This window comes from Streptomyces sp. NBC_01474 (genome assembly GCF_035918215.1).
GTDB lineage: Bacteria > Actinomycetota > Actinomycetes > Streptomycetales > Streptomycetaceae > Streptomyces > Streptomyces aureus.
Map to the genome: position 1 here is coordinate 6,833,827 of NZ_CP109449.1, position 16,072 is coordinate 6,849,898.

Genomic DNA, 16,072 nt, shown 5'->3' on the forward strand with positions numbered 1-16,072 from the left:
GAGGCCACCATGAACGGCACCACTCCTCGCACCGTGATCGTCGTCGGCTCCGGCCCCACCGGCCTGCTCCTCGCCGGCGACCTCGCCGCCGCGGGTGTCCCCGTCACCGTCGTCGAGAAGCGCCCCCACAAGATCAGCAACCTCTCCCGGGCCTTCGTCCTGCACGCCCGCACCCTGGAGCAGCTGGACGCCCGCGGCCTCGCCGACGGCATCGAGGCCAAGGGGCAGCCCCTCGACACGCTGAGCCTCTTCGGCCGTCTCGCCGTCGACCTGAGCGACCTCCCCTCCCGCTTCCAGCACCTCCTGGTCCTGCCGCAGTACGAGGTCGAGGCCGCTCTCCAGCGGCGCGCCGCCGACGCGGGCGTGACGTTCGCGTACGAGACCGAGGTCACCGGCCTCACCCAGGACGCGGACGGGGTGACGCTCCAAGTCCGCACGGGGGACGCTGGGCCGACGACGATGCGGGCCGCGTACGTCGTAGGCACCGACGGCATGCGCAGCGCCGTGCGCGAGAGCGTCGGGCTCCCCTTCCCCGGCAAGTCCGTCATCCGCTCCGTCGTCCTCGCCGACGTGAAGCTCGCCGAGGAGCCCGAGAACGTCCTCACGGTCAACGCCGTCGGCGACGCCTTCGCCTTCATCGCGCCCTTCGGTGACGGCTACTACCGCGTCATCGGCTGGAACCGCGCGCGCAACGTCCCCGAGTCCGCGCCCCTCGACCTCGACGAGATCAAGGAGGTCACCCGCCTCGCCCTCGGCCGCGACTACGGGATGCACGAGGCCCGCTGGATGTCCCGTTTCCACAGTGACGAGCGCCAGGCGCCCGCCTACCGTGTCGGCCGCGTCCTGCTCGCCGGCGACGCCGCGCACGTCCACACCCCGGCCGGCGGCCAGGGCATGAACACCGGACTCCAGGACGCCGCCAATCTCGGCTGGAAGCTTGCCGCAGTCGTCAACGGCCGTGCGGGAGAAGCTCTGTTGAACACCTATGAGGCCGAGCGTCACCCCGTCGGGAAGGCCGTCCTGCGCAACAGCGGCGGCATCGTCAGGCTCGCCATGGCCAACCGGCCCTGGACCCTCGCGGCCCGCGCCGCCCTCACCGCGTTCCTCGGCCGCGTCCGCCCCGCGCGGACCCGGATGGTCGGCCAGCTCACCGGCATCGGCGTCGCCTACCCGGCCCCGCGCGGTGCGCACCGCCTCGTCGGCACCCGCGCCCCCGACGTCAGGCTCAAGGAGGGCCGGCTCTACGAGGCCCTGCGCCAGGGCACGTTCGTCCTGATCGTTCCCGAGGGCGCCCACGACAAGGGCGACGACCACTACGCCGTCACGCACTGGGCCAGTGACCGCCGCATGTCACTCCTGGTGCGCCCCGACGGCTACGTCGCCTGGGCGTCGGACGAGGAGCCGACGGACGGGGGCGTCATCTCCGCCGGTATCCCGGACAGTATCGACTCGTACGCGTTCCGGGCGTAGGCGGCCGCCCGGGACCGGGGCATCCGGGGGTCCGGTCCAGTATCAGGAGGGCTGCGTGCCCGCCATCAACTGGCGCAGCAGGTCGGCGAGTTGGCCTGCTTGCTCCTTGTCGAGCGAGGTGAGCGCCTCGGTCTGCACGGCGAGCCCGGCGCCGACCGCCTCGTCGACCAGCGCCCGGCCCTCGTCGGTGAGCGTCACCTGGAGGCCGCGGCGGTCGTGCGGGTCGGGCGAGCGGCGCAGCAGCCCGCGCCGCTCCAGCTTGTCGAGCCGCCCGGTCATGCCGCCGGTCGTCAGCATCAGCGTCGCCGAGAGCTGACGCGGCGAGAGTGTGAACGGGTCGCCGGAGCGGCGCAGCGTGGCGAGGACATCGAACTCGCCCCGCGCGATGCCGTAGCGCGCGTACGTCTTGTCGATGCGGTCGCCCATCGCGCGCGAGATCCGGTAGACCCGGCCGAAGACCTCCATCGCCGTGGTGTCGAGGTCGGGCCTGACCTCGGCCCACTGGTCGATGATCGCGTCGACGGCGTCCTTGCTGCTGCTCATGGGGCGAGTATGCGACCCGGGTCCGGTCGGTCGCAAGAAAGTAGCTCGCAGGAAAGTAACTTGGAAGGAAGTGGCTTGACGACAAGTAGCTTACGGCTAAGCTACTTGCCACGAAGTCACTTCTCTCCAACCCATTCCGCCGCGGGGGGCGTCCGATGAAGACGAACAAGCACAGCGTCGAGAAGGCGAACAAGCGCAATGGCGCCGTGATCGCACTGACCGCGCTGGCCCCGATGTCCTGGGGCTCGACCTACGCGGTCACCACGGAGTTCCTGCCGCCCGACCGCCCGCTGTTCACCGGGCTGATGCGGGCGCTGCCCGCGGGCCTCCTCCTGCTGGCGCTGGCGCGCACGCTGCCGCGCGGCGCCTGGTGGTGGAAGTCCCTGGTCCTCGGCGCGCTGAACATCGGCGCGTTCTTCCCTCTCCTCTTCCTCTCCGCGTACCGCCTCCCCGGCGGCATGGCGGCGGTGGTCGGCTCGATCGGCCCCCTCTTCGTCGCGGGCCTTGCGACGCTCCTGCTCGGTGAACGCCCCACGCGGCGCACGCTGTTGACCGGCATCGCGGCCGCGCTCGGGGTCAGCCTCGTCGTCCTCAAGGCGGCGGGCGCGCTCGACCCGGTCGGCGCGCTGGCGGCGCTGGCCTCCACGGCGTCGATGTCGACGGGGACGGTCCTCACCAAGCGGTGGGGCCGCCCGGAAGGGGTGGGCCCTCTGGCGCTCACCGGCTGGCAGCTCACGGCCGGCGGCCTCCTCATCGCCCCGCTCGCCTTCCTCGTCGAAGGCGCGCCCCCGGCGCTGGACGGCCGGGCCGTCGCGGGCTACGCGTACCTGGCGCTCGCCAACACGGCGGTCGCGTACTGGTTGTGGTTCCGCGGCATCGGCCGCCTGACCGCGACGCAGGTCACGTTCCTCGGTCCGCTCTCGCCGCTGACGGCGGCGGTGATCGGCTGGGCGGCGCTCGGGCAGGCGCTGACGCCGGTACAGCTGGCGGGCATGACGCTGGCGTTCGGCGCGACCCTGCTGGGCCAGCGCCCGCCCCGGGCCGCCGCTTCCCTCGCTCTGCCGCCCCAACCTTTCAGTTCTACTGAAGAGAAGGATCGGAAAGTTTCGATGGACCTGACGGGTGGGGAGTTGCGACGGTAGTCGGGTCGTAGAGAGGCCACCGCTCAGGAGGGGATACGGGATGGCAGTCCTGGACCGGACGACCACCGGCGCCGAGAGGGTCGCAGCAGGGGACGCAGGGGCGGGAGGGCGCCGCGCAGGCAACGGGCTCGGCACCGGCCTCGCGCTCGCGGTACTCGCCACGGTCGTCTGGTCGGGCAGCTTCGTCACCTCCCGAGCGCTGCACGACAGCGTGCCCCCGATCCAGCACGCGTTCTGGCGCTGGATCATCGCGATCGCCGCGGTGGCGCCGTTCGCGGCGCGTTCCGCCTGGCGGCAGCGGGCGCTGCTCCGCACCCACCTGCGCTTCCTGCTGCTCGCCGCGCTGCTCGGTGTGACCGTCTACAACACGCTCGTCAACCAGGCGGCGATGACGACGTCCGCCGGGAACATGGGCATGATCATGGCCGCGTCGCCGGTCCTGATGGCGGCGTACGAGCGCCTCGGCGGCGCGCGGCTCGGGGCCCGTCGGGTGACGGGCACGGTCGTGGCGTGCGCGGGTGTGCTGCTCCTGGTCAGCAAGGGCTCCCTGGCGCCGGACTTCACGGCGGGCGACCTGTGGGTGGTAGCGGCGGCGGTCTGCTTCGGCTCGTACAGCGCGCTGCTGCGGCGCCGGCCGGCGGAGATCGGCGGGCCCGCGTTCCTCTTCGCGACGTTCGTGCTCGGCGCGCTGATGCTGCTGCCGGTGTTCCTCGTCAGCCTCGCCGTGCAGGGCGGCTTCGAGCCGACGGCGGCGACCGTCTCACCCCTGCTGTACGTGGGTGTGGTGTCGTCCGCCGTCGCGTTCTTCGCCTGGAACAAGGCGATCGCCCAGATCGGCGCGGCCCGCGCCGGCGTCATCTACTACCTCCAGCCGGTGTGCGTGGCCCTGCTCTCGTACGCGGTCCTCGGCGAGGCCATGGGCCGGCTGCAGATCGCGTGCATGGCGCTGATCCTGGCGGGGGTGGCCCTCGGCTCCGCGACCCGGAGCGGGTCCCGGATACGTTGACCCCATGCGCGCCACCGACTGGGACATCAAGAAGCTCGCGATCCTGCGGGCCCTGCGGGACCGGGGGACGGTCACGGCCACCGCGCAGGCGCTGCTCATGACCCCGTCGGCCGTGTCGCAGCAGCTGACCAACCTGGCCAGACAGCTCGGCGTGCCGCTCCTGGAGGCGCACGGGCGGCGCGTACGCCTCACCGACGCCGCCCACCTCGTCCTGCGGCACGCCGAAGCCGTGTTCGCCCAACTGGAGCGCGCCGACGCGGAGTTGGACGCGTATCTGCAGGGCGAGTCCGGCGAGGTGCGGGTCGCCGCGTTCTCCACCGCCGTGCCCGCCCTGGTGGTGCCCGCCGTACGCGCCCTGCGCACCGCCCACCCCGGGATCGCGGTCCGGGTGCGCGAGGCGGAGGCGGCGGAGGCGTACGAGCTGCTCTCGGCCGGTGACGTGGATCTGGCCCTGTCGCTCGCCGCGCACGCGCCCACCGCGCGCGACCCCAAGTTCACGCGGGTGCCGCTGCTCGCCGACCCGCTCGACGTGGCCCTGCCGGCCGGGCACCCGCTGGCGGGATCGGCGGGCCCGCGCCTGGCCGAGCTGGCCGGCGAGCACTGGATCTTCGGCGGTTCGGGGCCCTGGTCGGAGATCACGCGGGCCGCGTGCGAGGCCGCCGGGTTCGTGCCGGAGCAGGCGCACAGCGCGGCCGGGTGGACGGCGATCCTGGCGATGGTCGAGGCGGGGATGGGCATCGCCCTGGTGCCGCGCATGGCGGCGGCGGGCCGGGAGGGCGTCGTGATGTGCGCGCTGGGCGAGGACCGCCCGGTCAGGCACGTGGTGGCGGCGGTACGCAGCGGGTCGGAGGAGGCGCCGGCGGTGTCGAGGGTGCTGGAAGCCCTGAGGGACGCCGCGACGGAGCGCTGACGCCCCGGCCGACCATTCAGTTCACCTGAACGTACATGTCGAAAAGTTTCGATGGACCTAAGGGCTCGGCGGGTCCGACAGTGGACGTATGACGACATCTGACGCCACGCCGCTCGAAGCCCCCGAGGACCCCCACGCCAACGACGCCGCCCCCTACTCCGGCGGCGACCCGTACTCCGACTACCGCCACTTCGGCGACACCGAGAGCTACGCGGAGCTGGTGGACCTCGCCGACCGGCGCCTGGGCGCGGGAGTCGTCGCCGCGAACGACGAGTTCTTCGCCCAGCGCGAGAACCTCCTCGTCCGCGAGCCCGCGGTGTTCGACCCGGAGCACTTCGGGCACAAGGGCAAGATCATGGACGGCTGGGAGACCCGCCGCCGCCGCGGCACCGCCGATTCCCCCTTCCCCGCGCCCGAGGACCACGACTGGGCGATCGTCCGGCTCGGCGCGCCCGGCGTGATCCGCGGCATCGTCGTGGACACCGCGCACTTCCGCGGCAACTACCCGCAGCGCATCAGCGTCCAGGCGGCGTGCGTGGAGGGGTCCCCGAGCCCCGAGGACCTGCTCGCCGCCGACGTGAAGTGGGAGGAGCTGATCGCCCCGACCCCGGTACGCGGCCACGCGGCGAACGGCTTCACGATCACCTCGGAGCGCCGCTACACCCACCTCCGCCTCTGCCAACACCCCGACGGCGGCGTGGCCCGCCTGCGCGTGCACGGCGAGGTGGTCCCCGACCCCGAGTGGCTCGACCTGCTCGGCACGTTCGACCTGATCTCGGTCCTCAACGGCGGTACCTACGAGGACGCGTCGGACAAGTTCTACTCGTCGCCCACGCAGATCATCCTGCCCGGCACGTCCCGCAAGATGGACGACGGCTGGGAGAACCGCAGGCGCCGGGTGCACGGTACGAACGACTGGGTACGGTTCCGCCTCGCCGCGCAGGGCGCGATCCGCGCGGTGGAGATCGACACGGCGTACCTGAAGGGGAACTCGGCCGGCTGGATCGCCCTGAGCGGCCGCGACGGCGACACGGGCGAATGGTTCGACATCATCCCCCGCACCCGCCTCCAGCCCGACACCCTCCACCGCTTCAAGCTCCCCGCCCAGGCCGTGGCCACCCACGTACGCCTCGACGCCTTCCCGGACGGCGGTGTCGCCCGCATGCGCCTGCACGGCTCCCTGACGGAGACGGGCCGCGACGCCCTGCGGGAGCGCTACGGCCACACCGAGGCCTGACGGACGACCGGCGGCGGGGCACGCGATCAGCCCCGCCGCGTCGTACGGCGCCGGCGCCACCAGGTGCGCAGCCACAGGAGGTGCATCCCGCCAAGTGCGGCCATGACTGCCGTGGCGTCCAGGTTCCGCGTCCATGAGTGATCAGGTCCCAGACCGCTGACTGCCCGGGCGAAGAGGGTCACGTCGGCAGGCAGGGTGACCGCCGCGAGGAACAGAAGACACAGCGCTGTGCCCACGACCAGCACCACGCTGTACGTGCGCACGGCCCGGCGCTCGTGATCGGGGAGCTCCCTGCTGGGATCCTCCGGGGCCGGCAGGGCGCGGTGCGCCACGCGCACGAGCCGCCGGGCCGCGTACCGGGCGTAAGCGGCCCCGTCGCCGAAGAGATCCCGGCACCGGGTGAGGTCCTGGAGCACGAAGTACAGGTCGGTGCGCATGAAGACCAGGAGCTGGAAGGGAAGCGGCAGCAGGGCCAGCAGCGTCAGCGCGGAGAGCAACCGGTGGAGCGTCGTGCCCGGATCCGCGAGGGAGGCGGCCAGGACCCCCGTCGCGGCAACGGCCAGATTGGTGGCGATACCGGCCAGATAGGCGGTCAGCCGGTGCCGCCGGGGCGCGAGTTCGATACCGCTGATGTCCGTCTGCACCACGAGGAACTGCAACCGTGTGCCCAGCCGCATCCGGCCGGGCACACCGGTGGCCCGAGCCACCAACAGATGGGCGCACTCGTGCACCAGGAGCAGCGTCCAGCCCGCGGCGGCGCTCATGCCGATGACCAGGCTCCCGTGCGAACTCCACAACAGGGAGCGGTAGGTGAGCGGGACCGGAGCCCGGCTCACCTGTACGACGACCGCCGCGCAGATCAGCATTCCGATGAGCAGAGGCACGAACGGGTTCAGCATCCACCGGACGTGGTGGCCCCGGATGCGAGCGAGGGGTGGGGCGGGAACGGCCTCCGGCGGCAGGTCGTGACCGTCCGCGGCCGCGACGAAACCGAGTTCGATCAGAGCCTCGACGAAGTCGGGGACGTCGATCTCCTCGCCGGTCTCCTCCTGTATCCGTGCCGCGACCTCCGGCAAGCTCAACCCCTGCCCGAGCAGGTCGAGGCAGCGCTTGCCGTCGTCCGGCAGTGCCACGAAGCGCCCTGTGCTCATGCGCCCGACGATCCACTCCTCACCGTCCGGGCGCGCGGCCAGTTCATGGAGCCGGACGCGGACGGGGACGCCGGTTGCTCCCGCCCGGCCGGCCGATACGCCGGTCACGGCCGGGGATCTCCGGCCGGAACGTCCGCACAGGCAGGGCAGTCGGCCCTGCGCGGGAAGCGTTCCAGCACCGGCTCGCCCGGGGTCATGAGGTTGATCCCGTACCGGAAGCCGGGGTCCAGCGGCGGGACGCCGGTGATCAGCGCGATCGCGGCGTGGACCAGGAGGCTTCCCGACAGTCCGGCCGTGACGGCGTTGGCAGGGTTCCACGGCATACGGGGTGAGGCGACCGACTCGTCCTGCCCGGGGCCCAGGCGCAGATCGCGCCGTTCCACCTCGCCCGCACGCTGACACTCCCAACATCCCCCCAGGCCCGGCACATGGATTCCGACCGTGACCAGAGGGCCGCGGTAGCCCGCGACGGCCCACGGCACTCCGGCCGCCAGGCATACGCGGTTGGCCCAGCGGCGGATGTCCGCGGGTTGGTCGGCGGCGATCAGCACCACGTCGTACCCGGGGGAGCCAGGACCTCCGGGCGACACGAGATCGGCGAGGTCTGCGGGGCAACCCACCGCGAGCTGTTCGCCGGTCACCGTCACGTCGGAGTTCAGCGCCCGCAGATCCGCCACCGCGGCCTTGACCTTGGGCTCGCCCACATCGCGCTCGCGGTACAGGGGCTGGCGGTTCAGGTTCGACAGCTCGACGACATCGGGGTCCACGCAGTGCAGCAGACCCACGCCGGAGGCGACCAGGCCTTGCGCCGCGAAGCCGCCCGTACCGCCGACGCCGACGAGCAGGATTCGGGCGCCGTGCAACGCGAGTTGCGCCTGCCAAGGACTCGTCCGCGGGCCAAGATCCATCCACCGCAGCAGGGGCACTCCGCGGCTGTAGCGAGTCTGTTCCCGCGGGGACAGTTCGGGCGGAGCGGGTCCGGCATCGTCCAGGAATCCTGCTTCCCACAGGTCGGTCATGGCCTGTAGGACGTCCTCCCCCTCCAGCGTCGGATGCGTCCGCAGCACCTCCGACGCCACGGCCCGGGGTGAGCGACTGCCGTCCAGGGCTTGGACCAGCGACCAGACCCAGCCGTCCTCGTCCAGGACTTCGGCGCCGATGCCATGGATCACGCTGCCGATGCGCACATGACCGTCGGTGGTCCGGTACGCGCGATGTTCCGGCTTGACCCGCGGATTCTGCAAGGACTCGACGCCGTCCGCCACACCGCCACCTCCGGACCCGGAAACGTGCCCTTGACACTCTCGCCCGTCCACGTGAGCCTGGCAAGATGCGCCACTTCGGTGCAGCTGTTCCAGCAAATCCTTTACTCAGCAGGCAAGTTGATCGAGAGGAGCCGATATGGCCAAGAAGATCGTGATGCGCCCGCTCGACAAGAAGGAGACCACAGGCGACAGCAACTCCGCCGGGTCCTGACGGATCGGTCGTGATGTGGCGTGGTCCGTGTCCCGTTGTAGGTGAACTGGAGTCGCGCGCCCGTGCGTTGGTGGCGGCGCGGCCCCGCCTGCTGCGGCTGAGCTCCGTCGGGGTCTCGCGGCGCGGGAGCCCCTTGTGGCTGCTCTCCGCCGGGCACGGGCCGCGTGACGTGCTCGTCGTGGCGGGCGCGCATGCGAACGAACCGGCGGGCGGGGCCTCCGCGCTCGCTCTCGCCGGGCACTTCGCGCTCGACCCCGAAGTGCTCGCGCGGACCGGCTGCACGTGGCACCTCCTGCTCTGCCTCGACCCGGACGGGATGCGGTTGGCCGAGCGATGGCTGCACGGTCCGCGCTCCGTGGAGGGCTACTTCCGGAACTTCTACCGGCCCGCGTTCACGAGCCAGCCGGAGTTCCTTCCCGTGACGGGCGAGGGCCGGGACCCGATGCCCGAGTCGCAGGCCCTGGTGCGGCTCATCGACGAGCTGCGTCCCGCCGTCCAGTTCTCGCTGCACGGCGTCGAAGTCGGCGGCTCCTTCCTGCAGTTGACGCGCCAGGTCCCCGGTGCGGCGGAGGTTTTCCGTGGGGTGGCCGCCCGTCAGCGCATCCCTCTCGAGCTGCGCCCGTTCGACGGCATGGGCTGGTACGTCGACGCCCCCGGCGTGCTCGTCCTGCCCGGGGCGCAGGCCGCCGACGAACGTGATCCGACGGGTTTCACGTCCGAGGCCACCTGGACGTACGCCATGCGGCACGGGACGGTCTCCGCCGTCGTCGAGACGCCGTACTGGGCCGTGCCCGCGGTGAGTGACGCGCGCCCCACGGCAGGCACCCGTGAGTGTGAACTCGCCCGGCTCGGCGAGCTGCTGCTGAGCCGGACCAAGCAGCTCGAAGCGGTACTCGGGGAGTGCACCTCCCGGGTGCCCGAAGAGCGGCTGCCCTTCCTCACCGCAGCCAAGGAACTCATCGAGGTCGCCCCTGGCATCGTCGACACCTGGACGTCGTACGACGCGCGTGAGCTCGGTGCCGCCGAACTCGCCGCCACCGTCGGCAACTCCGTCTCCCTGGGCATCTCCGCCCGCCGCACCCCGCTGCGCGCCGCGGCCATGCTGCGCGGCGCCCTCGGTGAGCGGCCGGCCCCCGCGGACGCGGCCGTCGCGGCCCGGCTCGACGGCCTGGTCGGTGACTGGTGCCAGGACATGGAGCGGCAGTACGAGCCCCGCTGGGTGCCGCTGACGGCGCAGACGAATCTGCACACGCAGACCATGCTCGGGGTTGCCCGGGCGGCGGTCTGAGGACGCGGCAAAGGAGGAGGGGCGCCCCCCGCACGTGGCGGGGCGCCCCTCCTGGACCGGGTGGTGACGGACTACGCGTCAGCCGCCTGTGCCCGCAGCGCGCGCTCCACGCCCGCTCGGGATTCCGAGACGAGGCGGCGCAGGGCCGCGTTCGGTTCGGCCGCGGTGAGCCAGGTGTCCGTCGCGTCCAAGGTGGGCTGCGAGACCTGGATCGCCGGGTAGAGACCGACCGCCACCTGCTGGGCCATCTCGTGGGAGCGGGACTCCCAGACGTCCTTGACCGCGGCGAAGTACTTCTCCGTGTACGGGTCGAGCAGGTCGCGCTGGTCCGTCTGGACGAAGCCGGCGATGACCGCTTCCTGGACCGCGTTCGGGAGCTTGTCGGACTCGACGACCGACGCCCAGGCCTCCGCCTTCGCCTCGGCGGTGGGGCGCGCCGCACGGGCCGTCGCCGCGTGGCGCTCGCCCGCCGCGGTCCGGTCCCGCTCGTACTCCGCCGTGATCTCCGCCTCGTCGTAGCGGCCGACCGCCGCGAGCCGCTCCACGAACGCCCAGCGCAGCTCGGTGTCGACGGCCAGGCCCTCGACGGTCTGCGTGCCCTCCAGGAGCGCCTCGAGCAGGTCGAGCTGCTCCGGCGTGCGGGCCGTCGCCGCGAACGCGCGGGCCCATGCCAGCTGGTGGTCGCTGCCCGCCGCCGCTGCCCGCAGGTGCGCCAGCGTCGCCTCGGTCCAGGTCGCCAGCGCCGCGTCGCGCCCCACGGGGGCCGAGTACAGGTCGATGGCCAGCTTCACCTGGCGGTGCAGGGACTGCACGACGCCGATGTCCGTCTCCTTGCCGATGCCCGACAGGACCAGCTCCAGGTAGGCGCTGGTGGGCAGTTCGGCGTCGCGCGTCATGTCCCACGCCGACGCCCAGCACAGGGCGCGCGGCAGGGACGACTCGAAGTCGCCGAGGTGCTCGGTGACGAACGCGAGCGACTCCTCGTCCAGGCGGACCTTCGCGTACGACAGGTCGTCGTCGTTGAGGAGGATCACGGCCGGGCGCCGCTTGCCGGCCAGCTGCGGGACCTGGGTCAGCTCGGTGGCCGTGACGTCCAGCTCGACGCGCTCCGCGCGCATCAGCTTGCCGCTGTTGTCGTCGAGGTCGTAGAGGCCGATCGCGATGCGGTGCGGGCGCAGCGTCGGCTCGCCCTTGGCGCCCGCGGGGAGCGCGGGCGCCTCCTGCTGGATGGCGAAGGACGTGATGACGCCGTTCGCGTCCGTCTCGATCTGCGGGCGGAGGATGTTGATGCCGGCCGTCTGGAGCCAGGCCTTCGCCCACGCGGTCAGGTCGCGCCCGCTGGTCTCCTCCAGCGCGCCGAGCAGGTCGGACAGGCGCGTGTTCCCGTACGCGTGGCGCTTGAAGTACGCCTGAACGCCCTGGAAGAACTCGTCCATGCCGACGTACGCGACGAGCTGCTTGAGGACGCTGGCGCCCTTGGCGTACGTGATGCCGTCGAAGTTGACGAGGACGTCGTCGAGGTCGCGGATCTCGGCCATGATCGGGTGCGTGGAGGGCAGCTGGTCCTGCCGGTACGCCCATGTCTTCATGGAGTTGGCGAACGTCGTCCACGAGTGCGGCCAGCGGCTGTCCGGCGAGTACGCCTGGCAGGCGATCGACGTGTACGTGGCGAACGACTCGTTCAGCCAGAGGTCGTTCCACCACTCCATCGTCACGAGGTCGCCGAACCACATGTGGGCCAGCTCGTGCAGGATCGTCTCCGCACGCACCTCGTACGCCGCGTCCGTCACCTTCGAACGGAACACGTACTGGTCGCGGATGGTGACCGCGCCCGCGTTCTCCATCGCGCCCGCGTTGAACTCCGGCACGAAGAGCTGGTCGTACTTGGCGAACGGGTACGCGTAGTCGAACTTCTCCTGGAACCAGTCGAAGCCCTGCCGCGTGACCTCGAAGATCGCGTCCGAGTCGAGGAACTCGGCGAGCGAGGGCCGGCAGTAGATGCCGAGCGGCACGGACTGCCCGTTCGCACCCTCGTACGAGGAGTGCACCGAGTGGTACGGGCCGGCGATCAGGGCCGTGATATACGTGGAGATGCGCGGCGTCGGCTCGAAGTGCCAGACAGTTCCATCGGGGCCTTTCGGCTCCGGGGACGGGGAGTTGGAGATGACCGTCCAGCCCGTCGGCGCCTTCACGGTGAACTGGAAAGTGGCCTTCAGGTCCGGCTGCTCGAAGGAGGCGAAGACGCGGCGCGCGTCCGGCACCTCGAACTGCGTGTACAGATAGGCCTGCTGGTCGACCGGGTCGACGAAGCGGTGCAGACCCTCACCCGTGTTGGTGTACGCGCAGTCGGCGACGACCCGCAGCTCGTTCGGCCCCGCCGCCAGGTGCTTGAGCTCGATCCGCGAGTCGCGGAACACGGCGGCGACATCGAGCGAATGCCCGTTCAGGACGACCTCGTGGACCGCCGGGGCGACCAGGTCGATGAACGTGTGAGCGCCCGCCTCGGCGCTCTCGAACCGCACGCTGGTCACGGACCGGTAGGTGCCGCCCTCCTGCGCTCCCGAGAGGTCAAGATCGATCTCGTACGACTCGACATCGAGCAGTTTCGCCCGCTGCTGCGCCTCTTCACGGGTCAGATTGGTGCCAGGCACGCGGTCATCTCCTAGATCCGGTCTACGTTTGTGACGTTCCGGTCATCCTTCCACGAGGGAAGCGGAGAGCGCGATGTCCGTTTTCCGCCGGTGAACCCGCGCGCGCGGGACGAGCCTGGAACACATGACCACGTACACCGCACAGCCCATCGCACCGGCCACTCTCAAGGAGCTGCGGGACACCGACGACGCGGGCCGCCCCTGCGTCGCGTTCACCGCCACCGACGACGCGGCCGTCGGGTCCCCGCTGCGCTGCTGCCTGCGCTCCGTCGAGCCCGGAGAGCGGATCGCGCTCGTCTCGTACGCGCCGCTGCGGCGCTGGAGCGAGGCCACGGGCGCGCACCCGGGCGCGTACGACGAGCAGGGCCCGGTCTTCATCCACGCCGACGACTGCGGTGGACCGGCGGCGGACGCCGGCGGCTACCCCTTCGACCGGCCCGGCGCCCTGCGCACCGTGCGCCGCTACGACGCCGAGGGGCACATCGTCGGCGGGCGCCTCCTGGAGATCCCCGAGGACGCGACGGCCGGCTTCGACGCGGCGTTCGCCGAGGCGTTCGGCGACCCGCACGTGGCGCTCGTCCACGTGCGGGCCCTGGAGTACGGCTGCTTCCAGTTCGAGGTGCGCAGGCCGCGGTAGAACCGCCGCACGTCCGCAGCGGGCGGGCGTCAGCCCTTGAGTTCGGCCGCCACCAGCTCCGCGATCTGCACCGCGTTCAGCGCGGCGCCCTTGCGGAGGTTGTCGTTCGAGACGAACAGCGACAGACCGTTCTCCACGGTCTCGTCACCGCGGATGCGGCCCACGTACGAGGGGTCCTGGCCCGCGGCCTGGAGCGGTGTCGGGATGTCGGAGAGCTCGACGCCGGGGGCGCCGGACAGGATCTCGGTGGCGCGCTCGACGGAGAGCGGACGGGCGAAGCGGGCGTTGATCTGGAGCGAGTGGCCCGAGAAGACCGGTACGCGCACGCAGGTGCCGGAGACCTTGAGGCCCGGGATCTCGAGGATCTTGCGGGACTCGTTGCGGAGCTTCTGCTCCTCGTCCGTCTCGTTCAGACCGTCGTCGACGATGGCGCCGGCCAGCGGCAGCACGTTGAAGGCGATGGGGCGCTTGTAGACCTGGGGCTCGGGGAACTCGACGGCGGAGCCGTCGTGCGTGAGCTTGTCCGCCTCGGCGACGACCTTCTGCGCCTGGCCGTGCAGCTCGGCGACGCCCGCGAGGCCGGAGCCGGAGACCGCCTGGTAGGTGGCGACGACCAGCGCTTCGAGGCCGGACTCCTCGTGCAGCGGACGCAGGACCGGCATCGCGGCCATCGTCGTGCAGTTCGGGTTGGCGATGATTCCCTTGGGGCGGTTCGCGATCGCGTGCGGGTTGACCTCGGAGACGACCAGCGGGACCTCGGGGTCCTTGCGCCAGGCCGACGAGTTGTCGATCACGACCGCGCCCTGGGCCGCGACCTTCTCGGCGAGCGCCTTGGAGGTGCTGCCACCTGCGGAGAAGATGACGATGTCGAGGCCCGTGTAGTCGGCCGTCGAGGCGTCCTCCACCGTCACACCGTCGATGACCGTCCCGGCCGAGCGGGCCGAGGCGAACAGGCGCAGCTCGTCGACCGGGAAGTCCCGCTCGACGAGGATCTTGCGCACGACCGTGCCGACCTGACCGGTGGCTCCGACGATTCCGACCTTCACAGGGTTTTCCTCCGTACGTACACGAACAGAACAGCGGGGGTGCCGCTCCATGATGCGTCTGTCCCCGGCCGCCTTGTCCAATCCATTGTCCGAGGTGCGGGACACCACATTCATCCCTGTCTCACGGTGCGAACGTTTCGCCCGGCTCCGGCGTCCTAGGGGAAACGCGGGAGAGCCAGGGGGAGGGGAGGGGCATTGCTGCGCAGAAGAACGCGCCGCGCGGAGGCGGCCGATCCGCTGGATGCCGCACAGGAGAACCGGGTACGGGCCGTCCTGTCGCTGGGCGGGGTACCGCACGGCGACCTTCAGGACGGCGTGCAGCAGGTGCGGCTGCGGCTCCTCGAACGGGCCGCGCGGGGCGACGAGGCGCCGCGCGACGTGTCGGCGTGGGCCGCCGTCGTCGCCTCGAACCTGGCGATGGACTGGCACCGGGCACGCCGCCGCCAGGAACGGCTCGGCGAGCGCCTCGCCTCGCTGCGCCAGGAACAGCCCGCGCAGGACGGCGCCGAGTCGCGCGTCCTGTCGCTGGCGGTGGCGCAGGGCCTGGACGAGCTGCCGGACACCCAGCGCCAGGTCGTCGTGCTGCGCTTCTACGCGGATCTCCCGGTACGGGCGATAGCCGAGGAGCTGGGCATCCCGGAGGGCACGGTCAAGAGCAGGCTGCACACGGCGGTACGGATGCTGCGGGCGCGGCTGCGCGAAGGGGAGGTGGTGTGACATGGAGCACGAGGACCGCGCGCTGATGCCGGCGCTCACCGGGGAGCCGCTGCCCCAGGAGGACGCGGCCGACCCCGAGGTGGTGGCCGCGTACGCGGCGGCGCAGGCCGATGTCGCGCTGCTCGCGGAGCAGGTGCGGGGGATCGGGGACGTGCTCGCCGCACGGGCCGGGCCTGGCCCGGCGCCGCTGGTCGCCCTGAGGCCGCGCCGCAGGCCCCTCGCGGTCGCCTTCGGGGCGCTCGCCGCCGCGTGCGCGGCCGCGATGCTCGGCGGGCTCGCGTGGCTGGGCGTCGCCGGCGCGCCCGGCGACGGCGCCGACAGCAAGTCCGCGGCGGACCACCGCGGGGCCGCGGACAGCGGGAAGCAGGGCGCGGACGTCACGCCGGAGGGCTTCGTGGCGTGCTCGCGGCTCATCGTCGAGGGCACCGTCGTCCGGGTCGAGCCCGTGCCCGGCGCGGAACGCGACACGATCACGCTCACCGCGACCCGCTACTACAAGCCCGCCAAGGGACCGGAGAAGGTCACCTTCCGGATGGATCACGACGTCGACCCGCGCCTGAAGCCGGGCGACCGCACGCTGATCAGCATTCCCAAGGGCGAGGAGTACCCGGACAACTGGGCCACGAAGGCCGTGGACCGCGCGTCCCTGCGCGACATGGTCGTCAACGCGCTGCCCGGCTCCCGCGCCCTGAAGTGCTCGAAGGCCCCCGGCCCCGGCGCGTGACGGCTCGTACCGGCGGGACGGCAAAGGGCGGGCGCCCTCCAGGACGCCCGCCCCCGCCGTTACCGGATTACCGG

14 protein-coding genes are annotated in these 16,072 nt (G+C 71.9%); 9 read left to right on the forward strand and 5 right to left on the reverse strand.

The window, feature by feature from the left end; genetic code table 11:
- The first annotated feature begins 9 nt into the window (after window positions 1-9).
- On the forward strand, window positions 10-1,470 hold the full coding sequence (locus tag OG758_RS31215; RefSeq protein WP_326712989.1) for an FAD-dependent monooxygenase: 1,461 nt from the start codon (window positions 10-12) through the stop codon (window positions 1,468-1,470).
- A 42-nt stretch (window positions 1,471-1,512) separates the two neighbouring features.
- Here OG758_RS31215 and OG758_RS31220 read toward each other — a convergent pair whose 3' ends face one another.
- Window positions 1,513-2,013 carry a MarR family winged helix-turn-helix transcriptional regulator gene (locus tag OG758_RS31220; RefSeq protein WP_266670577.1) on the reverse strand — a complete coding sequence of 167 codons (501 nt, stop codon included), beginning with the start codon at window positions 2,011-2,013 and terminating at the stop codon, window positions 1,513-1,515.
- Between the two features lie 155 nt (window positions 2,014-2,168).
- Between OG758_RS31220 and OG758_RS31225 the strand changes: the two genes are divergently transcribed.
- From OG758_RS31225 to alc, 4 genes are all read left to right on the forward strand, one after another.
- Complete coding sequence (locus tag OG758_RS31225; protein ID WP_326712990.1) at window positions 2,169-3,155, forward strand: EamA family transporter; 987 nt, start codon at window positions 2,169-2,171, stop codon at window positions 3,153-3,155.
- A gap of 40 nt (window positions 3,156-3,195) precedes the next feature.
- On the forward strand, window positions 3,196-4,161 hold the full coding sequence (locus tag OG758_RS31230) for a DMT family transporter (protein ID WP_326712991.1): 966 nt from the start codon (window positions 3,196-3,198) through the stop codon (window positions 4,159-4,161).
- Window positions 4,162-4,165: 4 nt separating this feature from the next.
- Window positions 4,166-5,071 carry a LysR family transcriptional regulator gene (locus tag OG758_RS31235; RefSeq protein ID WP_326712992.1) on the forward strand — a complete coding sequence of 302 codons (906 nt, stop codon included), beginning with the start codon at window positions 4,166-4,168 and terminating at the stop codon, window positions 5,069-5,071.
- An 88-nt stretch (window positions 5,072-5,159) separates the two neighbouring features.
- On the forward strand, window positions 5,160-6,308 hold the full coding sequence (alc, locus tag OG758_RS31240; protein ID WP_326712993.1) for an allantoicase: 1,149 nt from the start codon (window positions 5,160-5,162) through the stop codon (window positions 6,306-6,308).
- Between the two features lie 26 nt (window positions 6,309-6,334).
- Here alc and OG758_RS31245 read toward each other — a convergent pair whose 3' ends face one another.
- Together OG758_RS31245 and OG758_RS31250 are read right to left on the reverse strand one after the other, a co-directional pair.
- The gene (locus tag OG758_RS31245; protein ID WP_326712994.1) at window positions 6,335-7,567 is read right to left on the reverse strand and encodes a hypothetical protein; all 1,233 of its coding nucleotides are present in this window, start codon (window positions 7,565-7,567) and stop codon (window positions 6,335-6,337) included.
- Window positions 7,564-8,724 carry a HesA/MoeB/ThiF family protein gene (locus OG758_RS31250; protein WP_326712995.1) on the reverse strand — a complete coding sequence of 387 codons (1,161 nt, stop codon included), beginning with the start codon at window positions 8,722-8,724 and terminating at the stop codon, window positions 7,564-7,566. Before OG758_RS31250 ends, OG758_RS31245 begins: the two co-directional genes overlap by 4 nt.
- Window positions 8,725-9,005: 281 nt before the next feature.
- Here OG758_RS31250 and OG758_RS31255 point away from each other — a divergent pair, with 281 nt between their 5' ends.
- On the forward strand, window positions 9,006-10,223 hold the full coding sequence (locus OG758_RS31255; RefSeq protein WP_326712996.1) for a M14 family zinc carboxypeptidase: 1,218 nt from the start codon (window positions 9,006-9,008) through the stop codon (window positions 10,221-10,223).
- 71 nt (window positions 10,224-10,294) lie between these two features.
- Here the strand turns inward: OG758_RS31255 and pepN are convergent, their stop codons facing one another.
- Window positions 10,295-12,874 (reverse strand): aminopeptidase N, encoded by a 2,580-nt coding sequence (gene pepN, locus OG758_RS31260; protein ID WP_326712997.1) that lies wholly within the window; start codon window positions 12,872-12,874, stop codon window positions 10,295-10,297.
- A 124-nt stretch (window positions 12,875-12,998) separates the two neighbouring features.
- On the opposite strand from pepN, the gene OG758_RS31265 reads away from it, so the two are divergent.
- The gene (locus tag OG758_RS31265) at window positions 12,999-13,511 is read left to right on the forward strand and encodes a DUF1203 domain-containing protein (RefSeq protein WP_326712998.1); all 513 of its coding nucleotides are present in this window, start codon (window positions 12,999-13,001) and stop codon (window positions 13,509-13,511) included.
- A gap of 29 nt (window positions 13,512-13,540) precedes the next feature.
- On the opposite strand, the gene OG758_RS31270 is transcribed toward OG758_RS31265, so the two are convergent.
- Complete coding sequence (locus OG758_RS31270; RefSeq protein ID WP_326712999.1) at window positions 13,541-14,557, reverse strand: aspartate-semialdehyde dehydrogenase; 1,017 nt, start codon at window positions 14,555-14,557, stop codon at window positions 13,541-13,543.
- 195 nt (window positions 14,558-14,752) lie between these two features.
- Between OG758_RS31270 and OG758_RS31275 the strand changes: the two genes are divergently transcribed.
- A complete protein-coding gene (locus OG758_RS31275; RefSeq protein ID WP_326713000.1) occupies window positions 14,753-15,274 on the forward strand; it encodes a sigma-70 family RNA polymerase sigma factor in 522 nt (173 codons plus the stop codon).
- Between the two features lies 1 nt (window position 15,275).
- Window positions 15,276-15,998: a hypothetical protein gene (locus OG758_RS31280; RefSeq protein ID WP_326713001.1), complete on the forward strand. Its 723-nt coding sequence runs from the start codon at window positions 15,276-15,278 to the stop codon at window positions 15,996-15,998.
- The last annotated feature ends 74 nt before the right edge of the window (window positions 15,999-16,072 follow it).

What these genes read in the sequence shown, in the direction of transcription:
- OG758_RS31215 (WP_326712989.1), top strand. Translation starts at nt 10, where the DNA reads ATGAACGGCACCACTCCTCGCACCGTGATCGTCGTCGGCTCCGGCCCC.
- OG758_RS31220 (WP_266670577.1), bottom strand. Translation starts at nt 2,013, where the DNA reads ATGAGCAGCAGCAAGGACGCCGTCGACGCGATCATCGACCAGTGGGCC.
- OG758_RS31225 (WP_326712990.1), top strand. Translation starts at nt 2,169, where the DNA reads ATGAAGACGAACAAGCACAGCGTCGAGAAGGCGAACAAGCGCAATGGC.
- OG758_RS31230 (WP_326712991.1), top strand. Translation starts at nt 3,196, where the DNA reads ATGGCAGTCCTGGACCGGACGACCACCGGCGCCGAGAGGGTCGCAGCA.
- OG758_RS31235 (WP_326712992.1), top strand. Translation starts at nt 4,166, where the DNA reads ATGCGCGCCACCGACTGGGACATCAAGAAGCTCGCGATCCTGCGGGCC.
- alc (WP_326712993.1), top strand. Translation starts at nt 5,160, where the DNA reads ATGACGACATCTGACGCCACGCCGCTCGAAGCCCCCGAGGACCCCCAC.
- OG758_RS31265 (WP_326712998.1), top strand. Translation starts at nt 12,999, where the DNA reads ATGACCACGTACACCGCACAGCCCATCGCACCGGCCACTCTCAAGGAG.
- OG758_RS31280 (WP_326713001.1), top strand. Translation starts at nt 15,276, where the DNA reads ATGGAGCACGAGGACCGCGCGCTGATGCCGGCGCTCACCGGGGAGCCG.